Genomic DNA, 23,808 nt, shown 5'->3' with positions numbered 1-23,808 from the left:
CTTCATTTTGTCCATATACAATAAATGTATATAGAAATAAGAAAAGGATGATGTACGTGAAGGACACTGTTTTACAAGAAACAATTTCTCAACAAGAATTACATAAAGTTGTTCAAAAGAATACAGCTTATTATGATTTTAAGTGGGGTAAAGTAGAAAACCCTGCGCAAGGGAATACATGGAATTGGGTAGCCTTTTTCTTCCCAACCTTTTGGTTAGCTTATCGCAAAATGTATAAGTTATTTATTATATTTGCGTTATTGGCTATACCTAGTATAGTTATAACCCCTTTTATAGATATTCCAGAGGGGATTTATGTAACATTTAGTTTAGCTCTTCAATTAGGAATGATGATATTTACTGGATGGCAAGGAAACCGTTTATATTATAAGCATGCTGTTCGTGTTTTTCGTAAGGGAGAAGATGCGCCTGATCATAAGAAGGCGTATTTCTTACAATCTAAGGGTGGCGCTAGTGTAGCTGGTATGATTGGTTTACAAGTTATAGTCGGGATTGTGTTTGGCGGAGCTATGCTCGGACTTTCTCTTTTACCAACTGAGCCGAATATTAAAAACGTTGTTCGTTCAACTGGTGAAGGGGTTACTTTAGAGATTATGACTGATAATCCAACCTGGAAGTTTGTGAAGAAAGAAAAAGATTATGATGTAGTAGAGTTTACTGGTTATGATTATACAGAGAAGAAAAACGTGAAAATTAAATTTGCTGTTTATTTCGATGAAGATTATTTCGAGTGGCAAGAGGTATATGAAAATAATAAGAAGTTAAGCGAAGAAGAAGTAGAAGAATATCAAATTTACATTGAAGAAAATAATTGGGGTTTCTAGAGGGAACTCGTTCATTTTGAAAAGAAGAATCTTGTGAAGGTTCTTCTTTTATTTATTAGGGGGGAGAGAAATGATTTCAGCATTAATAGAAGCTCTAATAGGATCTATTAGTTTAAGTACGGGTTTACACACGAAAAAGATTGATGCTAACATACGTTACTTGCAGCAGTATGAATGGTTTCGAATGATATATGAAGACGAGAAGTATCGAAAGTTATTTATTACGAACTACAAAGTTCGCTCATATTTACAAAGTAAGTTAAGAGTTCGATTGCTCGTAAAAAATAAAAATGCACAACGAAGATTTTTAAAATTAGTAGAAGAACAAATAGAAAAAAGGCATACGAATTGAAATTTTGTAAAATACAATAAAAAATGAGAATTTGAGGTAGGCTTGTCAATAACGTGAGACTATGGCACTATAAAGAAATGCTATACAAATTTTATTTATCGAGATGTAAACATCAATTTTGATTTTTACGTATAAATAATGAACGGAGGAAATGAATTTATGGCTACTTTACCAAATTGTCCAAAATGTAATTCAGAATATACGTATGAGGATGGTGTTCTTTTCGTATGTCCAGAATGTGCTCATGAGTGGGGCCAAGACGCAGAAGCTGAAAATAATGATGGTGCAAAAGTTGTAAAAGATGCGAACGGAAACGTTCTTCAAGATGGCGATGCTGTTACTGTTATTAAAGATTTAAAAGTAAAAGGAACTTCTTCAGTTGTGAAGATCGGTACGAAAGTAAAGAGTATCCGTCTAGTTGATGGCGATCACGATATCGATTGCAAAATCGACGGTTTCGGAGCTATGAAGTTAAAATCACAGTTCGTTAAGAAGGCGTAGTACAAATAAAAAGAGGAGGCGAATAGCCTCCTCTTTTTATTATGTCACTTTTTGTCGGTAAATCGATATTTCGTACAAAATCGTTGATATATTCTGAGTTATGATAGATATATTTGAAAAATCGTTGATATATTGCAAGTTATGATAGATATATTGAAAAAATCGTTAATATAATTTCATTCATCGTGAACTACGCACGATTCACCGTGCATCATAGTCAATTTCTTTCAACTGACATCGTTTAGTAAAGAATGTTTTATATCCAAGCTGTAAAAAGATAATGACAGCAAAGGCGGTACTTCCTGAAATACCGAGTATGATAGCGATTTGATATTGAATGGCTGTGAATGGTGATACACCGGATAATATTTGACCAGTCATCATGCCTGGTAAGCTTATAATTCCCATTCCGACCATAGAATTAATTGTTGGTAAAATAGCAGAATCAAAAGCGTCTCGAATGAGCGGAGCAGCAGCTTCTTTCGGTGTTGCTCCGAGCATAAGTGCACCTTCAATTTGACCTCTTTGTGATTTCATATTGTTTAAGAACGTATTTGCGCCGAGAGAAACACCAGTCATGGCATTCCCAACTAACATTCCTGTAATAGGGACGATATATTGCGGAGCATACCAAGGGTCATGACCGATAATAACGAAGATAAATAGTAGAAGTGGCCCAATTGATCCGGCGACCATGGAAAGGGCGGCTACTCGTTTTAATTCTTTAGACATCGGGATGTTAACTCGTTTATAAATATTAAAAATTGCAAAGGTAGTAATAGAAGTAATAAGAGCAATTGTATAAAATGGATTACTGTTTTCAAATACGTATGTAAGGACATATGCAACAAGTACGAGCTGAATCGTCATACGGAATGTTGCGAGCGCGATTTGTTTTTCGCGAGGTATTCCTTTTAATTTTACAAGTCCAATTAAAATAAGAATAAAAATATAGGCAGCTGCAAGTTGCCAAATTTGGAGTTCAATAACGCCCTTCAACAGAGAGCACTTCCTTTCTAGTTGCACCGTTTGCTTTACTAATCTCAATAATGTAGTCTGCAATTTCTTCTGGAAGTTGTTGTGAGTGTGTGATGAAGATAATTGTTTTTTTCTTTTTTCGTGCTAGTTCAGTAAATTGTTTCATAACGCGGCGTTCTGTATCACTGTCTAATGCTGAAGTTGGTTCATCTAATAAATAGACAGGCGGATCCATAAGTACGATACGTGCAAAGGCAAGTCTTTGTTTTTCACCACCGGATAATGAGGAGGCGCTATCTTCTAATTGCTTGTCTAAGTTAACGGTTTGTAGTGCGCTCCGCAGGGCATCATCATTTGGAAATGGTTTTTCAGAAAGACGAAGTCCCATTAATAGGTTGTCTTTAACGGTTCCATCAAAAATAGGTGGAGTTTGCCCAAGCATAACTACGTCACGACGTAATTGAATAGGCGGATAATCAGAAATTAATTTTCCGTTATATTCAATTGTGCCGGATGTTGGAGATTGTAAATCGTTTAACATGCGAAGCAACGTGCTTTTTCCGCTTCCGCTTTCACCGATAATGCAAGTAATCTTTTCTTTTTGAATCTGTAAATAAGGAATGTGTAGTATATCTTTATATATAACGTCTTTTAATATAAACATAAATCGCTCCTTTCTGATTCTAGTTATATCGTATCAAAAAAAGAGGGAGAAATGGTTATAACGAACAACGTTTTTTCTTCGTTTTAAGTTTTATTAGTAAGTTAAGTAAACGATCTAATTCTTGGCTGAAAGAAATCACTTTATCATGAGTGAATCCGTATCGTTCAACGAGATAGATTAACTCTTTCTTTTTCGCTTCTATTCGATTGTTTAGTTTCGATAAGTTCATAAGTGGAATGTAATGCCTCCTATAAAAGTATTTATCACATAAAAAATAAGACCGAATGAATTCGGTCTTAAAGGAAATAATAAAACAACTTACAAATAGCATACACTATTCATCGGTAGTTTTTAATATTAAAATGAAAAATAAATCATTATACATATTGAGAAAGATGTGTCTGATAATTTTTAAAAACTGATGCAAAGAAGCTGCCTACATAGTAGACAGCCTGTAAAGTATTAACCCTTATGATATTTGTACATCCAAAGAAGACCGGATTTTAATAATCTTGGTACACGTCCCATTAATGGTTGATTTGCGAGTAAACCGAATCCATGCTTCTTACCAAGAGATCCTAGAACACCTTTTAATTTAATAACAGGTAGTTCATGAGGGAGTGGTTCATTATTCCAACGTTTTAACAATATTTGAACAATTTGTTCTCCTTGACCTTCAGCAAGTTGGGCAGATGGTGCATGTGGAAGTGCTGCGCAATCTCCTACAACGTAAACGTGCTCGTTGTTTGGAATATTATGATATTTAGTTAAGACAACCCGTCCGCTACCATCTTGTTCAACTGGAAGGTTTCGAACAACTTCATTTGCTTGAATACCAGCTGTCCAGACGATTGCATCACATTCAAGTGGTTCATCGTGGTTATACACAATATTTGGTTCCACTTTTGTAATGTTAGAGTTTCTTATAATATTAACTTTATGTTTTACGAACCATTCTTCTACGTATCTACTTAATTTCTCTGGATACGGGAATAAAATTCTATCTTTTCGATCAAATAAATAGATTTTTAAATCAGAACGACTTTCGCGAAGTTCACTTGCTACTTCAACGCCGCTTAAGCCGGCGCCAACAACCGCTACAGTTGCGTTTGGTTCTAGACTATTTAATTGTTCATATGTTTTACGTGTTTGTTCAATCGATTGTAGGCTATGTGTATATTCCTTCGCCCCAGGAACGTTATGATATTTATCTTCACAGCCAAGCCCGATAATTAAATCATCATATTGGATCGCTTCGCCGCCATCGAGATGAACCGCTTTTTCTTCGAGATCAATATTTGTTATTGTGCCGTATTGAATATTGAGGCGTGGGTGCTCAGGAAACGGTATACGAATATGCGTTTCTGAAATAGTACCCGCAACTAATGCATAATATTCAGTTTTGAAACAATGATATGGTACTTTGTCGATTAATGTCACTTGTACATCATCCGGAAGTTGGTTGCTTGGAAGTAGCCGTTGCAGAATTCTCATTCCACCGTAGCCGCCACCTAGTATTACGAGGTGTTTCATGATGGATTACCCCTTTTCTGTTGAAATATCCCCTAATCATAAAATTTTATATTAATAAAATATTTTGACTTTACTCAATCAAATTATATCGAATTTGTGAACAAATAACAATGCATGAATGAATACTCTGTTGTACAATAAGAAGAAAAGTAAAGTAAACTGTTTTGCCTTTTTAGTTACTATTTCATTGCAAGTAGCATGTTATATAAAATAAAACCATCTACTTTGAAGTGAAATAGTGAAGTAACTAAATAGTTTAGGATGTATAACGAAAACAACAAGAGACAGCTTAGTTTTCTTCTTATAGATGAAGTCAGAAGGTAATTTGTTTTGTAGTACAGGGGGGAGAATTTTGATTAAACCATTAATTGAATTTTGTGTAGGTAACCTTGCAAGTGGTTCACAAGCAGCGTTAGAGAAATTAGAAAAAGATCCGAATTTAGATGTAATGGAATATGGTTGTTTAGGATATTGTGGTATTTGTTTTGAAGGACCATTTGCACTTGTGAATGGTGAAGTTGTACAAGGTGCGACAGTAGAAGAGCTTGTAAATAATGTATATGATTATTTGGATGAAAATCCAATGTTTTAAGGTGTTGCGAATGAGCAACGCCTTTTTTATTTTAATTTAGATAAAACGTTATTTTGGAGGGTAGGTTAATACTGGAGATAAATAAAAAAAGGCCCTTTTTAGAAGGGCTTTTTTCTTACACAATGTGTGTAAGAGTGGCTCATCGCCAAACGTTGTCAAATATGAGAAACGGGGGACATTCATATTGTGTTCTAAAAGCATGCATTCTATACTTAAAATAACAAATTATTTTTGGAGTGAATACAAATGAGCCAATTTTCTTTTACAAAAATGCATGGTCTTGGCAATAGTTATATATATGTAAATATGTTTGAAGAGCAAATTCCTGAAGAAGATTTAGCTCTTGTGGCGGAAAAGGTTTCAAATATTAATACTGGTATTGGAGCAGACGGAATGATTTTAATTTGTCCGTCTGATGTAGCTCCGGTGAAAATGCGTATGTTTAATAATGACGGATCAGAAGGAAAGAGCTGTGGTAATGGTTTGCGCTGCGTAGCGAAATATGCGTATGAGCATAAACTAGTAGAAGAAACAGTTTTCACAATTGAAACGTTAGCTGGTATTGTAACGGCTGAAGTAACAGTAGAAGATGGTGTCGTGAAATTAGCGAAAATCGATATGGGAGCACCGCGTCTAACACGTGCAGAAATACCGATGCTCGGTGAAGGTGAAACACCATTTATTCGTGAAAACTTCTTATACAATAATCATCGTTATGCATTTACGGCTGTTTCAATGGGGAACCCGCACGCGGTTATTTTTGTTGAGGATGTAGAGAAAGCACCTCTTACAACACTTGGTCCAGTTCTTGAGACACATGAAATGTTCCCAGAGCGAGTGAATGTTGAATTTATCGAGATTTTAAACGATGAAGAAATGAATTTCCGTGTTTGGGAACGTGGTTCTGGTGTAACGCAAGCTTGCGGAACAGGGGCATGCGCTGCAGTTGTAGCTGCTATTTTGAATGGGAAGATGGAACGTGGTAAAGAAATTACCGTTCATTTAGCTGGCGGCGATTTAATGATTGCTTGGACAGAAGAAGGAAACGTGTTAATGAAAGGACCTGCGGAAGTAATTTGCCGCGGAGTGTATGAGTACAAGATAGAAGCGTAAAGATGTATAATAGAATGAGAACAGAAAGGATGGTGTATTTCATGATTGAAGTAACAGAACAAGCAGCTTTTCAAATTAAAGATATGTTAAAAGATGCTGAAGATGGAGAGAAGTACGTGCGCCTTGCTGTACATGGCGGCGGATGTACTGGCCTTTCTTACGGCTTAGGATTTGAAGTAGAACCAAAAGAAGACGACACAGTTCTTGAGTTTTTCGGTGTTGAATTTGTTATCGATACAGAAAGTGCTCCAATTGTTAAAGGAGTAAAAATTGATTATAAACAATCTATGCTTGGCGGCGGATTCACAATCGACAATCCAAACGCAATCGCATCATGCGGATGTGGATCATCTTTCCGTACAGCGACGAATGCTGGTAAGCCAGAAGAGTGCTAAGGTTTTAGCCGAAATAGAAAAAGGCCTTTTTAACGATGGATGAAATCGTTAAAAAGGTCTTTTTTTTGTCGTAAAAGTGCGATTAGTACGGGCTAATTAAAGTTTCACTTTATCTTTGCATAGATGCAAGTATCAGTTAGTTGTTTGCCGTCAGCTGAAAAATCTTCATTACGTAATATCCCTTCAAGTTCAAAGTCTAGTTTTTCAGGAATCGCACGACTTTTCGTGTTATTACGTTCACATCGTATTTCAATCCTTCTAAATTTGAATAACTGAAATCCAAGGTTTATTAACGCATTTACTACTTCTGTCATATATCCATTGCCACTAAATTGCGTGCTAATCCAGTATCCAATTTCACATTTAGAAACCTTCCAATCAATTCCGTGAAGGCTAGCGGTTCCAATAAAATCCTTCGTCTCCTTATGGTAGATAAGATAGCGAAAGCTTTCTCTTTTCAAAAAATCTATATGCGCATTTCTCAGGAGAATTTCCGTTTCTTCAACAGTAGGAATGGACTGGAATAAAGACAACCACTGCTTTAATTCACTAATTGAATCTTTAATAGCTTCGTGTACTACATTCCCTTCACCTGCTTGAAGTGGTGCTCGAAGAATGAGTCTATCTGTTTCTATTTGTAACGGAACATCTAATAAAATAGGGTTCATATCATTTCTCCTCTCGAAACCTTTAAATTAGGACAGAATGAAACTTATATAATAAAAAAACTTTCACCCAAAAGAAATAATTCTTGAGGACGAGAGTTGCAATTTATAATAAATGAATTGAAAAATACTTTATCTCACTAATAGAAAATCTTGTCATAGCATCACTATTAGTTATTATAGAACTGTGCGAAGTACAGGAATATAGTAAAGCTTATCTCCCATAAAGGAACCTCTTAAAAACGAGTAAACAATAAATATATATTCAATTCATCATTTAGAAATCCCTTTTCACATATTAAAAACTAAACTATCAGTTGGTACAGCAGCATTAGGTTGTTAAACTAATGCATATGTTAATTGAATAAGGAGTTATTATTTTTTAACCTGCTTTAAATTGAACGCATAATTCACGATTGATTATCTAAACGCAATCGCATCATGCAGATTTGGATCATCTTTCCGTACAGCGACGAATGCTGGTAAGCCAGAAGAGTGCAAAGTTACTTTAGAATTTTATTTGAATGTTATTATATATAGAATGTATGATAAATGTTGTGAATTCGACTTTCATATTGTTCGTTTAAGACAAGATTATGCAACAGAAATGTAAATAAATAGCAGAATCATACTATTTATTAGTTATATTTAATATTAATATTTGTAACGAAGATGATTGGGGATTATGTTCGGACTAGCTGTAGCTGCATCGGTTATTACTGCTAGGTAGATTTATCCCGCATTAACGGGCAGTAAGAGCCCCACTGATTAAAGTTTCATTTTATATAAAAAAGGTGCATGAGGGAGAAGGCTATAGCAATTTGTATAGAACTGAATAGTTCCGTATTAATTAAAATACGTTGATTACTAGATATTAAAAAATACCGGGGGGATTAGAGTGAAGTCATTTAAGAGAGTACTTATAGTAGGGATGGCGTTGACTACAGTATCGATTTTGGGAGCTTGTTCTAGCGATACAGACGTATTAACAAAAGTAGGAGCAAAGCAACCAGTGAAGGCGGAAGGTGACGTATTAAAAGATCAGAAGAAAACACCTATGACTACGAGTAAACGTGAAAGTATTAAAAATGAGGACGCTTCATCATCACAGAAGCGTTATATTTCTCATGATGAATCTCAAAAGATTGAGGAAGGTATGACGTATACGGATATTCTTAATACGATTGACTACGGTGGTGAGAACGTAAAACATTATAATAACAATGAAAAACGCGTATTTTATACTGAAAAAGATACGGATGGTACATATGAAATTATAGTTGAATTAAATACATATGGTTACGTTGTGAATATTGAACGTACTGCTATAAAGGATACAGATAAAGATAAAGAGAATCGGGTATCTACGAAACGTATTGAAGAGCCTGTAAAGGAATATGAAGAAAAAAACGATCGTGTACCGTGGTATAAAGATGTAAATAACAATTCGGCAGCAGTAAGTTACAATCACTATTTGAAAATAAAAAAAGGTATGCCCGCGAATCAGGTAAAAGCTGCAATTGGACAGCCACATGTGATTGAGAAATATAAATCTTATTCAGTATATGATTATACTGGTTATGGTGGAGAAGGATCATTACGTGTAATCTTTGAACCGAATGGAACTGTTACGGATGTAGTGGAAGATGGTTTACCACGATAATAAATTAGTTATGGGAAGAGTTGTAGTAAAGTTGTCGTTGATTTTATAAAGTTTTTGGGAGCATACCCGAATATAGATGGAAAAATAATTTTATTAGCCATGTTAACTATAGTATTTACCGAAGTCTCTTCCAAATTCAATAGCGTTATTGTGGATGTTGTCGTATTATTCTTGTTGGTATATACCGCAGTAGGGCAGCAGTTGTAACTGGACGTAAAAGGACGCGGAGTAGTAGCAGCTTTCTTTTGAAAGAAGGAGGAAAATATGATGGAGGATATTTTTGAATTCATAGGGAGATACGTAATTAAACCTATTATTAGTTTAGTAAGATATCTTGTAATAGAGATTATAATTGAAGGCATAATAGAAGGCGTAATAAACGGTATAAGGAAATTACGTGATAAGTGGCGAAACTGGCGTGAAAGACGTTATTGGCGGTAGTGTAGCTGATGAGAGTGTGAAACAAAAACGTTATACAGAAGTTATGAAGAAGTTTAATGAAATGATAGCAAACGACCCGCATTTAGAATCTGTACTCGTTCCAATTGGTGATGGAATGACAATTTCTAAAGTGAAGAAATAATTATTATCTTACAAAAGTGTAATGTTCATGTCATGTTTTTGAATTTCTTCTTTAAGCTCTGGGCTTTAAGATAAGAATATAAGAAAAAACATATGAGGTGAAGGAAATGAAAAGGTACATTGCACTGTTTAGTATTTTAGTTGTATTCGCAAGCTTGTTAGTTGGTTGTGATTTAAACCGTATGGGTAAAGATGAGTATTACGTTCAAATTACAGTAGATGGAAAAGAGTATAATGGTAAGTCTAGTAATGGTGAACCATATAAAGATTATCAATATAAACTAACTGGATTTGATAAAGACGGTAAAGAGAAAGAATTAGAATTTAATGCACAAAAAAATCTTCGTAAAGAAGCATTTCTACGTGTATATCATTCAGATAAAAAAGGTGTATCAGCTTGGGAAGAAGTGAAGAAAGACGAGCTTCCAGCGAAAGTGAAAGAAAAATTAAGTGTGAAATAAGACAGGTAAAAAGGAATTGACGAACAGGGTCAATTCCTTTTTTTGTTTTCAAATTCTTCTTCTGAAATGACTTTAAATCCGTGTCTTTTAAATAAAGCAGTAGTTACTCCGTAACCAACTTGCTTATTGCCGTTAAATTCTCCAGTGTAAATCGTAGAACTGCCACAAGATGGGCTGCGTTCCTTTAAAATAATATATTCTGGTTGTAAATCTTTAATTTGTTCTAATGCTTTATAAGCACCATTTACAAAAGCTTCTGTGACATCTTCACCATTTCTTGTCATCACTTTCGCTTTTCCGTCCAAAACGTCGTCGCCATTCCCACCAATAATTTCAGCTGAGGGACGAGGCGTTGGTAGTCCCCCTAATACTTCAGGACAAATGAGGACTGTATCTTCTTGTTGCAGAAGCTCCTCTATTTTTGAAACGAGATTGTCATTCCCATCATAACGGCAAGCAATACCACCTAAACAAGCGCTAATTACGATCATATTTTCATCTCCATTAAAAAAATATTAATTATCACGCCAATTTCGCTTCCTGCCTCTTACTTATAAATGAGGTGATATAAATGGGAAGCTTATATAATTTAATGAAACCATACAGTGAATTTCGAAGTAAAGAAGAGTTTAATACATATCAAAAACAAGTTTTGAAGTGCTATCGATTTCAATTGAATAAAACTGATTCTATCATTATTCATTTTTTAGGAAAGTATGCGGTGAATGAGAAACAAAAAACAGTAGGAGTCGCCTGTCCGTTAATGGAGACGATTGCGAAGAATGTTGGAAAGAGTATTCGTACAGTACGCCGTTCAATTGCAAAGTTAGAGGAACTAGGAATTATAAAGCGTGTTGCAACAAAAGAAAGACATAAGCGCGGTGGGTATAGTGCGAACTTATATGTATTTCTTGCGTCTGCAATTGACCGCATGGATGACCGTATGAAAATGTCCGCATGTGAAAGTGAGGATTATGCAGCTGGTTGTAGCGGAAAGGAGCAAAAAAGTGAGGGGGAAACAATTCTTTCTAAAAACATTCCACAAATAAAAGAGAAAAGAAAAATAACGTACGAGCTTGATGAGACGTATTGCCGTCATGATATACCGAAGCCTTTTATATACGCACTGGTATCGATGACGAGTAATCCGAAGAAAATTAATATATTTTGGAGTAAGGTGGAACTTGCATATAAAAAGAGCGGATTGCTAGAGCAAGGTGTTTTACTAGAGCAAATATTAGCTGATGAAGAAGTGTATGGAAATTTCATTTGGCGAGTGAAGAGTGTCGTGAGAGCTTATAAATACGGGGAAATCCGTAAAAATGTGAAGGCACTTTTATATAGTACAGTGCGAGATTTATTTTTAGAGGTGGGGTTAGAATGGGGAGCAGCTGTGAGAAGAAGTAAGGGGATAGTGTTATTTGATCCATTTAAAAAAGAGCCATGCGTATAATACATGACTCCAAGTAGCTAGTCGAACTTTCTTACAACTGGAACACGAATCGCTACAAATAGTACGAAGACGATAACAGCAATTGCACCGCTTTTCATAACGGTTACGATTGGAATTCCCATTGCAAGTGCGAGTGATGTGAATGCATAAGAGAGCGGGATAAAGCCCATTGATGATAACATAAGTAAACTCATTACGCGTCCCATCATTTCCTCTTTTACTGTCGATTGAATCATCGCCATAAGCGGAACGATAGCCATTGCAATTGTAATACCATAAAACATGCCGGCTAATAATGCTTGCCAAAGTACGGTGCTAAAGTTGATGGATAAGAAGAATACACCAGACAGTAGCATCATGATAATGCAAAATAGTCCGCGTCTACGATTAATATTTTTTAAACCGACAATGACAGCGCCTATTGCCATTCCGCCGCCTACAGATGCTTCTAAGTAACTGAAATGGAGCGAGTCACCGTGCAGAACATTTTTAACGAAAAGCGGGAAACCGACCTGCATCGGACCAATTAAAAATAAATTTAAAAAGGCGCTACAAAGAAGGAAAGTTGAAAGGAATGGCGATTCCTTTACATATAAGATTCCTTCTTTAATAGAAGTGAACATACCTTTATCTGTATCTTTTAGTTCTGGCATCGTAAATTGTATTTTTTGAACGAGTATGGCTGCGACAATCAGTAATAAAATTGTAATGGAAAATATTGTCTCGTAGTTTGTAAATTTGATCAGAATTCCACCAAGTACAGGGCCTAAGATGACCGATGCTTGGTTCGTCATTTGTGTAAGTGAGTTTGCTTGTGTTAAACGGCTTTTTTCTACAAGTTCAGGTAAGATTGATCCGTCAGCTGACCAGAAAAAAGCATCAGCAAGTCCAAAGAATAAAGCGAATAAAGCAAATGTATATAGTGTTACATCACCAACGATAAACCATGTGAGAATGGTTGCGACAAGAATCGCTCGAATAATATTGGAGTAAAACATAATGTTTTTTTTCGGGAATTTATCAGCTACAGCGCCGCCGATAATCATAAAAATAAGCCTTGGAACACTAAGAGCTACGAAAACAACACCGAGTGAAGCTTCAAGGTTTAATGTTTTTGCTATGTACCACGTTTGTGAAAAAGTAAAAAAGGCTAAAGCAAAGCTTGAAAAAAGAGTAGCTGCCCAAAGAAAAAGGAAATTCGTATTTTTTAATAACGGTTTTCCGCTTCCTTCTAAAGCAGTTTTATTTTGTTGTAGTTCCTCCATATTGCTTCCTTTCTATGTGACAAATTTAAACTGAAAAACCAGTAAACGCCCGATTGGTGAGGGCTAATACTCAATGGGAGATGCCCTCCGCTGAGTATAGTTTCACTTTATACAGTTTCTAATATTTCTATACTGCACTTTCTCATTGTAGACAATAATAATGGATTTGCCCAGTAGCTATTTAACGACAAAAAAAGATGCCGAATGGGCATCTTTTTTTAGGCTAACGCAATATAAATATCCAATTGTGCATGATTTGGGTCTAATGCTCTTTCGGCGTAAAGTTCAAAGTCTGTTGTGAAGGCACGTTTATTTTCTTTCGACCATTGCCAAATATATTCCCAAGCTTCGCAAACGACTTCAGCAACTGGTCCCTTTCTCGTTGTAAATACCGCATACGTAGCGGCAGGTATTGTTAAAGTTGTCATATTTTCAGGAACGTCTTCTAATGAAGAAACGGGCATACCGATTGTAAATGTATATGTACCGGTTTCATCTGATTCGTAGTTTGAGTAGAAAGCGAATGTTTCTTTCGTTTGTTGATTTGGGATGTGATGCATCATTTGTTCTTGAAAGTATCGGTTCCAAAGCTCGGGAATGTTTCCTTGAGTAGATGCCTCTTTTTCATTAGTCGTCTTAATCGAAACGCCGATTGCTTGGAAAGCTTCTTTTTTTACGATAATGGGTTCGTTTATCATTAACAATTCCTCCTCCAAAATAAGAACGTACGTTCCTTTATAATGTAACATATTTTTACATGTAACGGTTATTGTTTTTTGAAAATTTTAATCATAAACAACAAACTGAAATAACTAAAAAATGGTAAAAATTCTATTGTATGTATGAATAGGTTAGGGAGTATGTTAAGATTTTTATGTATCCTTTAACTGTTATATAAACCTATACAGTAGAGCGTTTTTACTATATTAAAAAATGGTAAAGGTTTGTATAAGTGTCCGATATATATATTATTTTTGATAAATTGAAATAGTAATATTCTATGAGATTTATATTGTTGAAATTGGGATTTCAACGATACATTTTCGTAGGGCGGATTGTTGCGAGTGGATATATATTGCTATGCCTCCGGCTACTAAATGAAAGGGTTACTGAAATTAAGTAGACGGATAGCAAGTATATAGAAAGGAGAAAGGTAGAAAATATGAAGCAAGTATTGAAGTGTTTTAATGTCGTAACGATGATCACACTTCTCCTATCCATCATATTGCCTTCACCCAGTGCTTTTGCTACAGAGATAAATAAAAAAAGCTGGGATGAGTTACAAGGAAATGATGTGAAAATTAAGGCAGAGCAAGTAAATGCTGAAATATATAAGGGAGAAGTAGCGGAGAGGGAGCACGTATTTCAATATACGATTGAAAATACGGGAGATATACCAATTCAAGAATTGGTAATTAAACAAAATAATGAGAATGAAATCACGTTCCCTTCGCAATCTGTGAAAGTAAACGGAGAGAAGTTACCTGAAAATAAGGTAGCGGATTTCTATGTAGAGGAAAAAGATAAGGGAGGAAAGATTCTTTCTTCTAATCTTAAAATTCAAGATTTAAAATCACATGAAAAAATGACTGTGTTAATAAAAGCTCGTCGTGCACAACATTTTAATAAAGAGTATAAGCAAAAAATTAGTGTGCAAAAGGATCAACTACAAATAGGGAGCATGTCTGTAGATGTTGAAGGGCTTCCTTCTGAAGATAAGTTGGAAGCTAATACAGATGATGAGGTTGACAGTAGTAAGAAAGCTATCGGATCAACAACTGATTCAAAAACTAAAGAAGTAGATGGAAAATTAAAAGTATCTGTAGAAGATAAAAATAAACCTACACAAAAAACAGAAATAGAGAAGGTACAACAACCTGAAGCTGAGGAGCAACTAAAAGAAGAGAAAAAGCAATCACCTTTAGCAGTAAAGCAGAGTGATGCAGAAGTACAAGCTGCATCAGAAAATGCTTCGAAGGTTCAAATCCAAACAGGAGATAAACAAGGATTTGGAGACCCACTGTATTCTATTATTACTGCCGGTAATTTAGTACAAACTGGTAATGTGACGCTTGGTTTGACTACGGATCATTATGGAAGACAAAGTATGGGTTATAAAACGAATAAAATGACTGTGAACGTTGATAACGATGATAGTACTTTTAATTCGTCAACAGGTGCATTTCCTAACATCCCTGCCGGAAGTAAAGTGAAAAAGGCGTATTTGTTTTGGACAGCTGCAATGGGAACTGTAACTAGTACAAATGTTAATCAAAGAGTTAGTGATAATGATGTACGACAACCAGTCAAAATGAAAATGGGAAATAAAGAATATGCAGAGGTAAGTGCTGATAGCATACGAAAAGCGGATTACCTACCTTATATTTCTAATTACTCAGGTAGTGGTGCTGGTTATGTTGCGTATGCAGATGTAACAAATGTAATTGCACAGCAAGGCATTTCTCAAACGTTGACAGTTGCGAATGTGCCACAAATTAAAGATGTAGCAGGTGGCGGCTATTACTGGGGTAACTGGAATCTTATATTAGTTTATGAAAACTATAAAGAAACAGTAAAAGACATGAAGATTTGGGAAGGGCTAGTCTCTCAAAAAAGCACAGCTTGGACAGATATTAGTGTTAATAAAATAAACACACCAAAAGAAGGTGCTTTTAAGGCGAAATTTAGTTATTTTTCATCGCAAGGTGATCCAGCTGAGAAAGATGGATATGCATATGATTATGGAGAATATGATTTTGGTGCTGGATATATAAAGATAAAAAATATTAACGGTAAAGATAATGATGCGAATGATTCGTCTATGACAGAAGTACAAGTAGACGGTACTAACGAGTTTGTTACAAAAAAATATCCAGGATATAACCCGGATTGGACAAATTCATTCAGTACTGACATTCATACGTATCATCTTGAAGGACCTACTCAAGTAAAAAATGATTTAAAAGAAGCAAAAATGCGTTTTAGAGCAAATGGTGGTACTGGTGATATTTACGTATTAAACAATGCTACATTCGTAACAGAACATAATGCTCCAAACTTACAAGTTGATAAAAAGGCATTAGATAGTGCTGGTAAAGAAGTTAAGGAAATTAAAGCCGGTGAAGAGTTTACGTATCAAATTGAAGTGAAAAATGATACGAAAAATAACCAAGCACCTGTATCTAATGTAAAAGGTTTTGATAAATTAGATGATCGTTTAGAGTATGTTCCGGGGTCTATTCAATATGTTTCTGGAAGTAATAAAGGAAATAAAACAGATAATGCAAGCGACGATGAAGCAGAGTTTGTAAATAATCAAATTGATTTCCGTATTGGTGAAGGGGCAGATGCTAAAGACGGTGGTGTTTTAAAGCCTGGTGAAAGTGCCATTATTACATTTAAAGTAAAAGTGAAAGCTTCTGTACAATCAGATACAACAATAAAAAATATCGTTGCTGTAAAGGGAAAAGATAGTACCGAGGTAAATTATGAAACTGCAGATGATGCAAATGTTACGGTTACGCTGCCAAAAGAAGTTCCGGGAGAAATAGAGGCGAGAAAAATAGCTTCTAATAAAACACCGAAGCTAGGTGACGAGGTAGAGTATCGTATTACATTTAAAAATAAGACAAAAGATGGACGTCTAGATGTATTGACAATTGAAGACGAATTACCAAGTAGTCTTGAATACGTGAAAGATAGCTTGAAAGCCGAAGGTATAAAACCAGAGCCAGTAGAGCTAAAGTTTGAAAATGGCAAAGTAATTGCAAAGTATCCAGAAATTATGGATATGGAAGAAAGAAGTATCGTCTTTAAAACAAAAGTAAAAGAAACTGCAAAAATTGGTGAAGAAATTGTTAACAAAGCAACCGTTAGTGATAAAACAAATCCACCAAAGGATCTAGAAGAGAAGATTACACCACAGCATAAGGCCGGTAAAATTGCTGCAAAGAAAAAAGCAACAAATAAGAAGCCGAAGCTAGGAGAAGAAGTTGAATATCAAATTAGCTTCAAAAATACGGTGGAAAACGGAAAACTAGATGCAGTTACAATAGAAGATGAAATTCCAGCTAACTTAGAATTTGTTCAAGGTAGTGAGCGAGCTGAAGGTGCTGAACCAAATCCAGTAGAGTTAAAAGTAGAAAATGGTAAGGTAATAGCAAAATATCCAGAGATTACGGATACAAAAGAGCGAAGCATTGCCTTTAAAGTGAAAGTAAAAGAAGAGGCAAAAGCGGGAGAAACGATTGTTAATAAAGCGGTTGTGAGTGAGCCAAATGGACAATCTGAGCATCCAGAAGAAAAGATTACGCCGGATTATAAATACGGTAAAGTGGATGTAGAAAAAAGCGTAACGAATCAAACACCAAAACTAGGAGAAGAAGTGGAATACCGAATTACATTTTATAATACGGTAGAAAATGGAAAACTAGAAAAGGTGCTAGTAGAAGATACATTACCTAAAGGTGTTGAATACGTGAAAGATAGTTTGAAAGCTGAAGGCATAAAACCAGAGCCAGTAGAACTAAAAGTGGAAGACGGAAAAGTAATGGCAAAGTATCCAGAAATTATGGATACAGAAAAAAGAAGTATTGTTTTTAAAGTGAAAGTAAAAGATTCGGCAAAAGTAGGGGAGGCAATTGTAAATAAAGCAATTGCAAAAGATCCGAAAAATGAGCCTGTTGAATCAAAGGTTGTTATTACACCACAAAGTAAAAAAGGTGAAATTGCTGCTACAAAGGTAGTTAATAATAAGAAACCAAAGCTAGGTGAGGAAATCGAGTACCGCATTAGTTTTCATAATACGGTTGAGAACGGAAAACTAGAAGAGGTGCGAGTGGAAGATACAATTCCAAAAGGTCTTGAATATGTAGAAAATAGCATCAAGGCTGAAGGAGAAGCACCTGGACCAGTAGAATTAGCTGTTGAAAATGGGATAGTCAAAGCTAAGTATATCGATATTATGGATATGAAAGAAAGAAGTATCGTCTTTAAAGTAAAGGTGAAGGAAGAAGCAAAAGTAGATAAAGAGATTGTCAATAAAGCAATTGTTGATGATACGAAAAACCCACCGATTGAGCCGGAAGAAAGAATTACTCCGCAATATAAGGATGGAATAATTGATTCGACGAAGACAGTAGATAATCCATCACCAAAACTAGGAGAAGAAGTAGAATACCGAATTAGCTTTAAGAATACGGTAGAAAACGGAAAACTAGAAAAGGTAACGATAGAGGATACAATTCCTAACGGTTTAGAGTATGTAAAAGGCAGTGAAAAGGCTGAAGGTGATAAACCAGCTCCATTAAAGTTAAGTGTGAAAGATGGAAAAGTTATTGCTGAATACGAAAATATTACGGATATGAAAGAAAGAAGTATTGTCTTTAAGGTAAAGGTGAAGGAAGAAGCGGAAGTGGGTAAGGAAATCATCAATAAGGCAATTGTTGATGATATGAAACATCCGAAAGAACCAGAAGCGAAAATTACACCATTACATAAAGATGGAAAAATTAAAGCGAAGAAAATCGTAAATAATGAAACACCGAAGTTAGGAGAAGAAGTAGAATACCGAATTAGTATGAAAAATACGGTAAAGAACGGAAAGCTAACAGATGTGACAATAGAGGATACTTTACCAGAAGGTTTAGAGTATGTAGAAAATAGTTTGAAAGCAGAAGGTACTGGAACAGATTCAGTAGAGCTGAAATTTGAAAACGGTAAGGTAATGGCAAAATATCCAGAGATTACGGATACAGAAGAAAGAAGTATCGTTTTTAAAGTGAAAGTAAAAGAAGAAGTAAAAGTCGGTAAAAAAATCATTAATAAAGCAACTATTGATGATTCGCAAAATAAGCCAGTTAATCCGACAGCGGAAATTATTCCTCAGTATAAAGCTGGAAAACTTGAAGCGAAAAAGATGGTAAATAATGAAACGCCTAAGTTAGGAGAAGAAGTGGAATACCGAATCAGCTTTAAAAATACGGTAGAACATGGAAAGCTAACAGAGGTAATAATAGAAGATGATTTACCAAATGGATTAGAGTATGTGAAAGATAGTGTAAAAGCAGAAGGTTCTAAGCCAGATCCAGTGGAATTGAAATTTGAAAACGGTAAGGTAATGGCAAAGTATCCTGAGATTACAGATACGAAAGAGAGAAGTATTACCTTTAAAGTGAAAGTAAAAGGTAAAGTGAGCGATTCGATTGTTAATGAAGCGATTGTGAGCGATACGAAACATCCGCCAGAAACACCGATAGCAGAAATTATTCCGCAACATAAAGACGGAAAAGTGAAAGCGAAGAAAACGGTAAATAATGAAACGCCGAAGTTAGGTGAAGAAGTAGAATACCGAATTAGTTTTAAAAACACGGTAGAAGACGGAAAACTAGCAGAGGTGAAAATAGAAGATACTTTACCAGAAGGTTTAGAGTATGTAGAAAACAGTGTGAAAGCAGAAGGATCTAAGCCGGATCCAGTAGAATTGAAAGTGGAAAATGGTAAGGTAATGGCGAAGTATCCAGAGATTACGGATACAGAAGAAAGAAGTATCACTTTTAAAGTGAAAGTAAAAGATGAAGTGAAAGTCGGTAAAAAAATCGTCAATAAAGCAATTATTGATGATACGAAAAATGAACCAGAAACACCGACGGCAGAAATTACTCCGCAGCATAAAGATGGAAAAGTAGAAGCGAAGAAAACGGTAAATAATGAAACGCCGAAGTTAGGAGAAGAAGTAGAATACCGAATTAGTTTTAAAAACACGGTAGAAAACGGAAAGCTAGCAGAGGTAAAAATAGAAGACGATTTACCAAATGGATTAGAGTATGTGAAAGATAGTTTACGAGCGGAAGGTTCTAAGCCGAATCCGGTAGAACTGAAAGTGAAAGATGGAAAAGTAATCGCCAAATATCCAGAAATTATGGATACAGAAGAAAGAAGTATCGTCTTTAAAGCGAAAGTAAAAGAAGAAGTAAAAGTTGGTGAAGGCATTGTCAATAAAGTAGTTGTTGATGATACAAAAGATCCAACAACTTCAGAAGTAACAATTACGCCAGAATATAAAGACGGTAAGCTTAAAGCAGAGAAATTTGTAAACAATAAAAAACCGAAATTAGGAGAAGAAGTAGAATACCGAATTAGTTTTAAAAACACGGTAGAAAACGGAAAACTAGTAGAGGTTAAAGTAGAAGATGAAATTCCAGCTGGATTAGAGTATGTAGAGAACAGTTTACAAGCAGAAGGATTTAAGCCTAGTCCGGTAGAATTGAAATTTGAAAACGGCAAGGTAATGGCAAAGTATCTAGAAATTGCGGATACAAAAGAAAGAAGTATTATCTTTAAAGTGAAAGTAAAAGAAGAAGCAGAAATAGGCAAGGAGATTGTTAATAAAGCAATCGTAGTAGCTACAAAAAATGAGCCAGAAGAGCCTCACGTGGAAATTACTCCGCAATATAAAGATGGTAAAATTGCTGCGCAGAAAGTGGCCAATAATCATAAACCGAAACTAGGAGAAGAAGTAGAATATCGAATTAGTTTTAAAAACACGATAGAAAACGGAAAACTAGCAGAGGTAAATATACAGGATGCATTACCAAATGGTTTAGAGTATGTAGAAGGCAGCATCACAGCAGAAGGTTCTAAACCGAAACCAGTAGAGCTACAGGTGAAAAATAATAAGGTAATGGCAAAGTATCTAGAAATTACAGATACAGAGGAAAGAAGCATTGTCTTTAAAGCGAAGGTAAAAGAAATCGTAAAAGTGGGCGAAGAAATCGTAAATAAGGCAATTGTAGATGATACAAAGAATTTGCCAGAAGAACCTTATGTACCGATTACACCACAATATAAAGATGGAAAAATTGAGGCGAGAAAAGAAGTAAGTAATCATGAACCGAAGTTAGGTGAGGAAATCGAATATCGAATTATTTTTAATAATACGGTGAAAGATGGAAAACTAGCAGAGGTAAAAATAGAAGATGAAATTCCAGCTGGATTAGAGTTTGTAGAAGGAAGCGAAAAGGCTGAAGGTGAAGAGCCAAAACCAGTGGAGTTGAAAGTAGAAAATGGTAAGGTAATGGCAAAGTATTCAGAGATTATGGATACGAAAGAAAGAAGTATCGTTTTTAAAGTGAAGGTGAAAGATTCAGTTGCAATAGGGAAGGACATTACAAATAAGGCAATTATCCATGTTGATGATCCGAACCACCCTATAACTGAACCGACAGCGAAAATTACACCGCAATATAAAGACGGTAAAATTGCTGCTCATAAAAAGGTGAATAATCATAAACCGAAGCTAGGGGAAGAAATCGAATACCGAATTTCATTTAATAATACGGTGAAAGATGGACAGCTGGCAGAGGTGAAAATTGAGGATGAAATTCCGTCTGGATTAGAGTATGTGAAAGATAGTCTAAAAGCAGAAGGTGATAAGCCAGCCCCAGTAGAGTTGAAAGAAGAAGCTGGTAAGGTTAGTGCGAAGTATGAAAATATCACTGACATGAAAGAAAGAAGTATTATCTTTAAAGTGAAGGTGAAAGATTCTGTTGAAGTGGACAAAGCAATTGTAAATAAAGCAATTGTTGATGATACAAAAAATCCACCAGAGCGACCGGAAGTAGATATTACACCGCAGCATAAAGCTGGTAAATTTAAAGCTAATAAAAAGGTAAGCAAAAAAGATCCAAAGCTAGGAGAAGAAGTAGAGTACCGAATTAGTTTTAAAAATACGGTAGAAAACGGAAAGTTAGCCGAGATGAAAATCGAGGATCAACTACCAAATGGATTAGAGTATGTAAAGGACAGTTTAAAAGCAGAAGGTAATGAACCGAATCCAGTAGAGCTAAAAGAAGAGGCTGGAAAAATCACAGCGAAGTATGAAAATATTACTGATACAACTGAGCGTAGTATTCGCTTTAAGGTAAAAGTAACGGAAGCAGTAAAAGTCGGTAAGAAAATCGTGAATACGGCAATTGTGGATGATGATAATCCAAAGAATCCTCCGCAAAAACCAGAAGCGATTATTACACCGGAGTATAAGAATGGAAAAATAAAAGCGGAGAAAACAGTAAATAACCCAGCTCCAAAATTAGGAGAAGAAGTAGAGTATCGAATTACGTTCCGTAACGTAGTAGAGCATGGAAAAGTAGCGAAGGTGAAAATTAAGGATGAATTACCAAACAGTTTAGAGTTTGTAGAAGGTAGCGAAAGAGCTGAGGGGGATAATCCAAAACCGTTGCATGTAAAAGTGAAAAACGGCACAGTACTCGCAGAATATCCAGAAATTACGGATATGAAAGAAAGAAGCATCGTCTTTAAAGTAAAAGTGAAAGAAAAAGCTAAAATTGGCGAAGCGATTGTGAATACGGCGGTTGTGGAAGATACTATAAATCCACCAGAGAAACCGAATGTCGCTATACAGCCTCAATATAAAGCTGGTGCATTACAAGCAGAAAAAACAGTAAGCAACCATGAACCGAAGTTAGGAGAAGAAGTAGAATATCGAATTAGTTTTGAAAATACGGTAGAAAACGGAAAATTAGCTGAGGTAAAGGTAGAAGATGAAATTCCAGCCGGTTTAGAATACGTACAGGATAGTATAAAGTCTGATGGGCCGGAACCAAATCCAGTAGAACTTAAAGTTGAGAATGGAAAAGTAACAGCAAAGTATCCAGAAATTACGGATACGAAAAAAAGAAGTATCATCTTTAAAGCGAAAGTACAAGAAACGGTACAAGTAGGAAAAGAAATTATAAACAAGGCGGTTGTGGATGATAATAATCCGACAAATCCACCAGTTGAGTCACTTATACCAATTACACCGCAATATAAAGATGGGAAACTAGAGGCAAGGAAAGAAGTAAGTAATCATGAACCAAAGCTAGGGGAAGAAATCGAATATCGAATTACTTTTAACGGCACAGTAGATGGCGGAAAGTTAGTTGATGTAAAGATTGAAGATGAAATTCCGTCTGGTTTAGAGTATGTGAAAGATAGTCTGAAGGCCGTAGGTGATAAGCCTGTACCAACAGAACTTAAAGTTGAGAATGGAAAAGTAACAGTGAAGTATCCAGAAATTACGGATACGAAAGAAAGAAGTATCATCTTTAAAGTAAGGGTAAAAGAATCAGTAAAAGTTGGAGAGGAAATAACAAATAAAGCGATTATTCACGTAGATGACCCAAATCATCCAGTTATGGAACCGACAGCGACAATAAAGCCAGAATATAAAGCTGGTAAGTTAAAAGCAACGAAGACAGTAAGTAATAAAGAACCGAAGCTAGGAGAAGAAATCGAATACCGAATTAGCTTTGAAAATACAGTAGAAAACGGAAAATTAGCTGAGGTAAAGGTAGAAGATGAAATTCCAGCCGGTTTAGAGTACGTGCAAGATAGCATTAGATTTGAAGGGGCTGAGCCAAATCCAGTAGAGTTAAAAATGGAGTTTGGAAAAGTAATAGCGAAGTATCTAGAAATTACAGATACGAAAGAACGTAGTATTATTTTTAAAGCGAAGGTAAAAGCAGCACCAAGTAAAGGGATAACAAATAAAGCAGTAGTGGACGATAGAATAAATCCACCACTTGAGCCTACAGTTACAATTTTACCGAAAACAAAAGAAGATTTTAAGATACCGAAAGAGCCGAAGGAACCAGAAGTGAAACCGGAGGATCCGAAAGACCCGAAGGAACCAGAAGTGAAACCGGAGGATCCGAAAGAGCCGAAGGAACCAGAAGTGAAACCGGA

General features: G+C 35.6%; 19 protein-coding genes and 1 pseudogene. 12 read left to right on the top strand and 8 right to left on the bottom strand.

The window, feature by feature from the left end; translation table 11 throughout:
• Nucleotides 1-47: 47 nt before the first annotated feature.
• The 3 genes from RT27_RS07460 to phnA all read left to right on the top strand — a co-directional run bounded on the left by RT27_RS07460 (nt 48) and on the right by phnA (nt 1,698).
• Nucleotides 48-845, top strand: a complete 798-nt coding sequence (locus RT27_RS07460; RefSeq protein WP_140163890.1) for a DUF2628 domain-containing protein — start codon at nt 48-50, stop codon at nt 843-845.
• A gap of 70 nt (nt 846-915) precedes the next feature.
• A complete protein-coding gene (locus tag RT27_RS07455; RefSeq protein ID WP_033687535.1) occupies nt 916-1,197 on the top strand; it encodes a hypothetical protein in 282 nt (93 codons plus the stop codon).
• A gap of 159 nt (nt 1,198-1,356) precedes the next feature.
• On the top strand, nt 1,357-1,698 hold the full coding sequence (gene phnA / locus RT27_RS07450; RefSeq protein WP_000212735.1) for an alkylphosphonate utilization operon protein PhnA: 342 nt from the start codon (nt 1,357-1,359) through the stop codon (nt 1,696-1,698).
• Between the two features lie 201 nt (nt 1,699-1,899).
• On the opposite strand, the gene fetB is transcribed toward phnA, so the two are convergent.
• The 4 genes from fetB to RT27_RS07430 all read right to left on the bottom strand — a co-directional run bounded on the left by fetB (nt 1,900) and on the right by RT27_RS07430 (nt 4,873).
• Nucleotides 1,900-2,697, bottom strand: a complete 798-nt coding sequence (gene fetB, locus RT27_RS07445; protein ID WP_016079861.1) for an iron export ABC transporter permease subunit FetB — start codon at nt 2,695-2,697, stop codon at nt 1,900-1,902.
• Nucleotides 2,681-3,340: an ABC transporter ATP-binding protein gene (locus RT27_RS07440; RefSeq protein ID WP_043935757.1), complete on the bottom strand. Its 660-nt coding sequence runs from the start codon at nt 3,338-3,340 to the stop codon at nt 2,681-2,683. The genes fetB and RT27_RS07440 overlap by 17 nt, the downstream gene beginning before the upstream one ends.
• A 55-nt stretch (nt 3,341-3,395) precedes the next feature.
• Nucleotides 3,396-3,569, bottom strand: coding sequence for an aspartyl-phosphate phosphatase Spo0E family protein (locus tag RT27_RS07435; RefSeq protein WP_001054089.1), 174 nt, complete (start codon nt 3,567-3,569; stop codon nt 3,396-3,398).
• Nucleotides 3,570-3,802: 233 nt separating this feature from the next.
• The gene (locus RT27_RS07430) at nt 3,803-4,873 is read right to left on the bottom strand and encodes an NAD(P)/FAD-dependent oxidoreductase (RefSeq protein WP_043935756.1); all 1,071 of its coding nucleotides are present in this window, start codon (nt 4,871-4,873) and stop codon (nt 3,803-3,805) included.
• A gap of 352 nt (nt 4,874-5,225) precedes the next feature.
• Between RT27_RS07430 and RT27_RS07425 the strand changes: the two genes are divergently transcribed.
• The 3 genes from RT27_RS07425 (at nt 5,226) to RT27_RS07415 (ending at nt 6,973) form a co-directional block, all read left to right on the top strand.
• Nucleotides 5,226-5,465 carry a YuzB family protein gene (locus tag RT27_RS07425; RefSeq protein ID WP_000595025.1) on the top strand — a complete coding sequence of 80 codons (240 nt, stop codon included), beginning with the start codon at nt 5,226-5,228 and terminating at the stop codon, nt 5,463-5,465.
• 246 nt (nt 5,466-5,711) lie between these two features.
• Nucleotides 5,712-6,578 (top strand): diaminopimelate epimerase, encoded by an 867-nt coding sequence (dapF, locus tag RT27_RS07420; protein ID WP_043935755.1) that lies wholly within the window; start codon nt 5,712-5,714, stop codon nt 6,576-6,578.
• Between the two features lie 41 nt (nt 6,579-6,619).
• The gene (locus RT27_RS07415; RefSeq protein WP_000573830.1) at nt 6,620-6,973 is read left to right on the top strand and encodes an iron-sulfur cluster assembly accessory protein; all 354 of its coding nucleotides are present in this window, start codon (nt 6,620-6,622) and stop codon (nt 6,971-6,973) included.
• 104 nt (nt 6,974-7,077) lie between these two features.
• Here RT27_RS07415 and RT27_RS07410 read toward each other — a convergent pair whose 3' ends face one another.
• Complete coding sequence (locus RT27_RS07410) at nt 7,078-7,641, bottom strand: GNAT family N-acetyltransferase (RefSeq protein WP_043935754.1); 564 nt, start codon at nt 7,639-7,641, stop codon at nt 7,078-7,080.
• A 406-nt stretch (nt 7,642-8,047) separates the two neighbouring features.
• On the opposite strand from RT27_RS07410, the pseudogene RT27_RS32965 reads away from it, so the two are divergent.
• The 4 genes and pseudogenes from RT27_RS32965 to RT27_RS07395 all read left to right on the top strand — a co-directional run.
• Nucleotides 8,048-8,137: pseudogene (locus RT27_RS32965) on the top strand (iron-sulfur cluster assembly accessory protein); the annotation flags it as partial.
• Between the two features lie 399 nt (nt 8,138-8,536).
• A complete protein-coding gene (locus RT27_RS07405; RefSeq protein WP_043935753.1) occupies nt 8,537-9,301 on the top strand; it encodes a hypothetical protein in 765 nt (254 codons plus the stop codon).
• A 397-nt stretch (nt 9,302-9,698) separates the two neighbouring features.
• Nucleotides 9,699-9,884 carry a methyltransferase gene (locus RT27_RS07400; RefSeq protein WP_043935752.1) on the top strand — a complete coding sequence of 62 codons (186 nt, stop codon included), beginning with the start codon at nt 9,699-9,701 and terminating at the stop codon, nt 9,882-9,884.
• Between the two features lie 106 nt (nt 9,885-9,990).
• Nucleotides 9,991-10,344, top strand: a complete 354-nt coding sequence (locus RT27_RS07395) for a YxeA family protein (protein WP_016079868.1) — start codon at nt 9,991-9,993, stop codon at nt 10,342-10,344.
• Nucleotides 10,345-10,373: 29 nt separating this feature from the next.
• On the opposite strand, the gene RT27_RS07390 is transcribed toward RT27_RS07395, so the two are convergent.
• On the bottom strand, nt 10,374-10,835 hold the full coding sequence (locus RT27_RS07390) for a DUF523 domain-containing protein (RefSeq protein WP_016079869.1): 462 nt from the start codon (nt 10,833-10,835) through the stop codon (nt 10,374-10,376).
• 80 nt (nt 10,836-10,915) lie between these two features.
• Between RT27_RS07390 and RT27_RS07385 the strand changes: the two genes are divergently transcribed.
• A complete protein-coding gene (locus tag RT27_RS07385) occupies nt 10,916-11,797 on the top strand; it encodes a helix-turn-helix domain-containing protein (protein ID WP_016079870.1) in 882 nt (293 codons plus the stop codon).
• Nucleotides 11,798-11,814: 17 nt separating this feature from the next.
• On the opposite strand, the gene RT27_RS07380 is transcribed toward RT27_RS07385, so the two are convergent.
• Complete coding sequence (locus RT27_RS07380; RefSeq protein WP_043935750.1) at nt 11,815-13,062, bottom strand: MFS transporter; 1,248 nt, start codon at nt 13,060-13,062, stop codon at nt 11,815-11,817.
• 218 nt (nt 13,063-13,280) lie between these two features.
• Nucleotides 13,281-13,760, bottom strand: coding sequence for a GyrI-like domain-containing protein (locus RT27_RS07375; protein WP_029443505.1), 480 nt, complete (start codon nt 13,758-13,760; stop codon nt 13,281-13,283).
• Nucleotides 13,761-14,224: 464 nt separating this feature from the next.
• Here RT27_RS07375 and RT27_RS07370 point away from each other — a divergent pair.
• Nucleotides 14,225-23,808: isopeptide-forming domain-containing fimbrial protein (locus RT27_RS07370; protein WP_043935748.1), on the top strand; the 9,584-nt coding region annotated here is incomplete at its 3' end.

This window comes from Bacillus sp. L_1B0_5, from assembly GCF_000836715.1.
GTDB lineage: Bacteria > Bacillota > Bacilli > Bacillales > Bacillaceae_G > Bacillus_A > Bacillus_A thuringiensis_S.
Note: the sequence above shows the minus strand (reverse complement) of the source record. Positions and strands in the feature narration are given on the sequence as shown.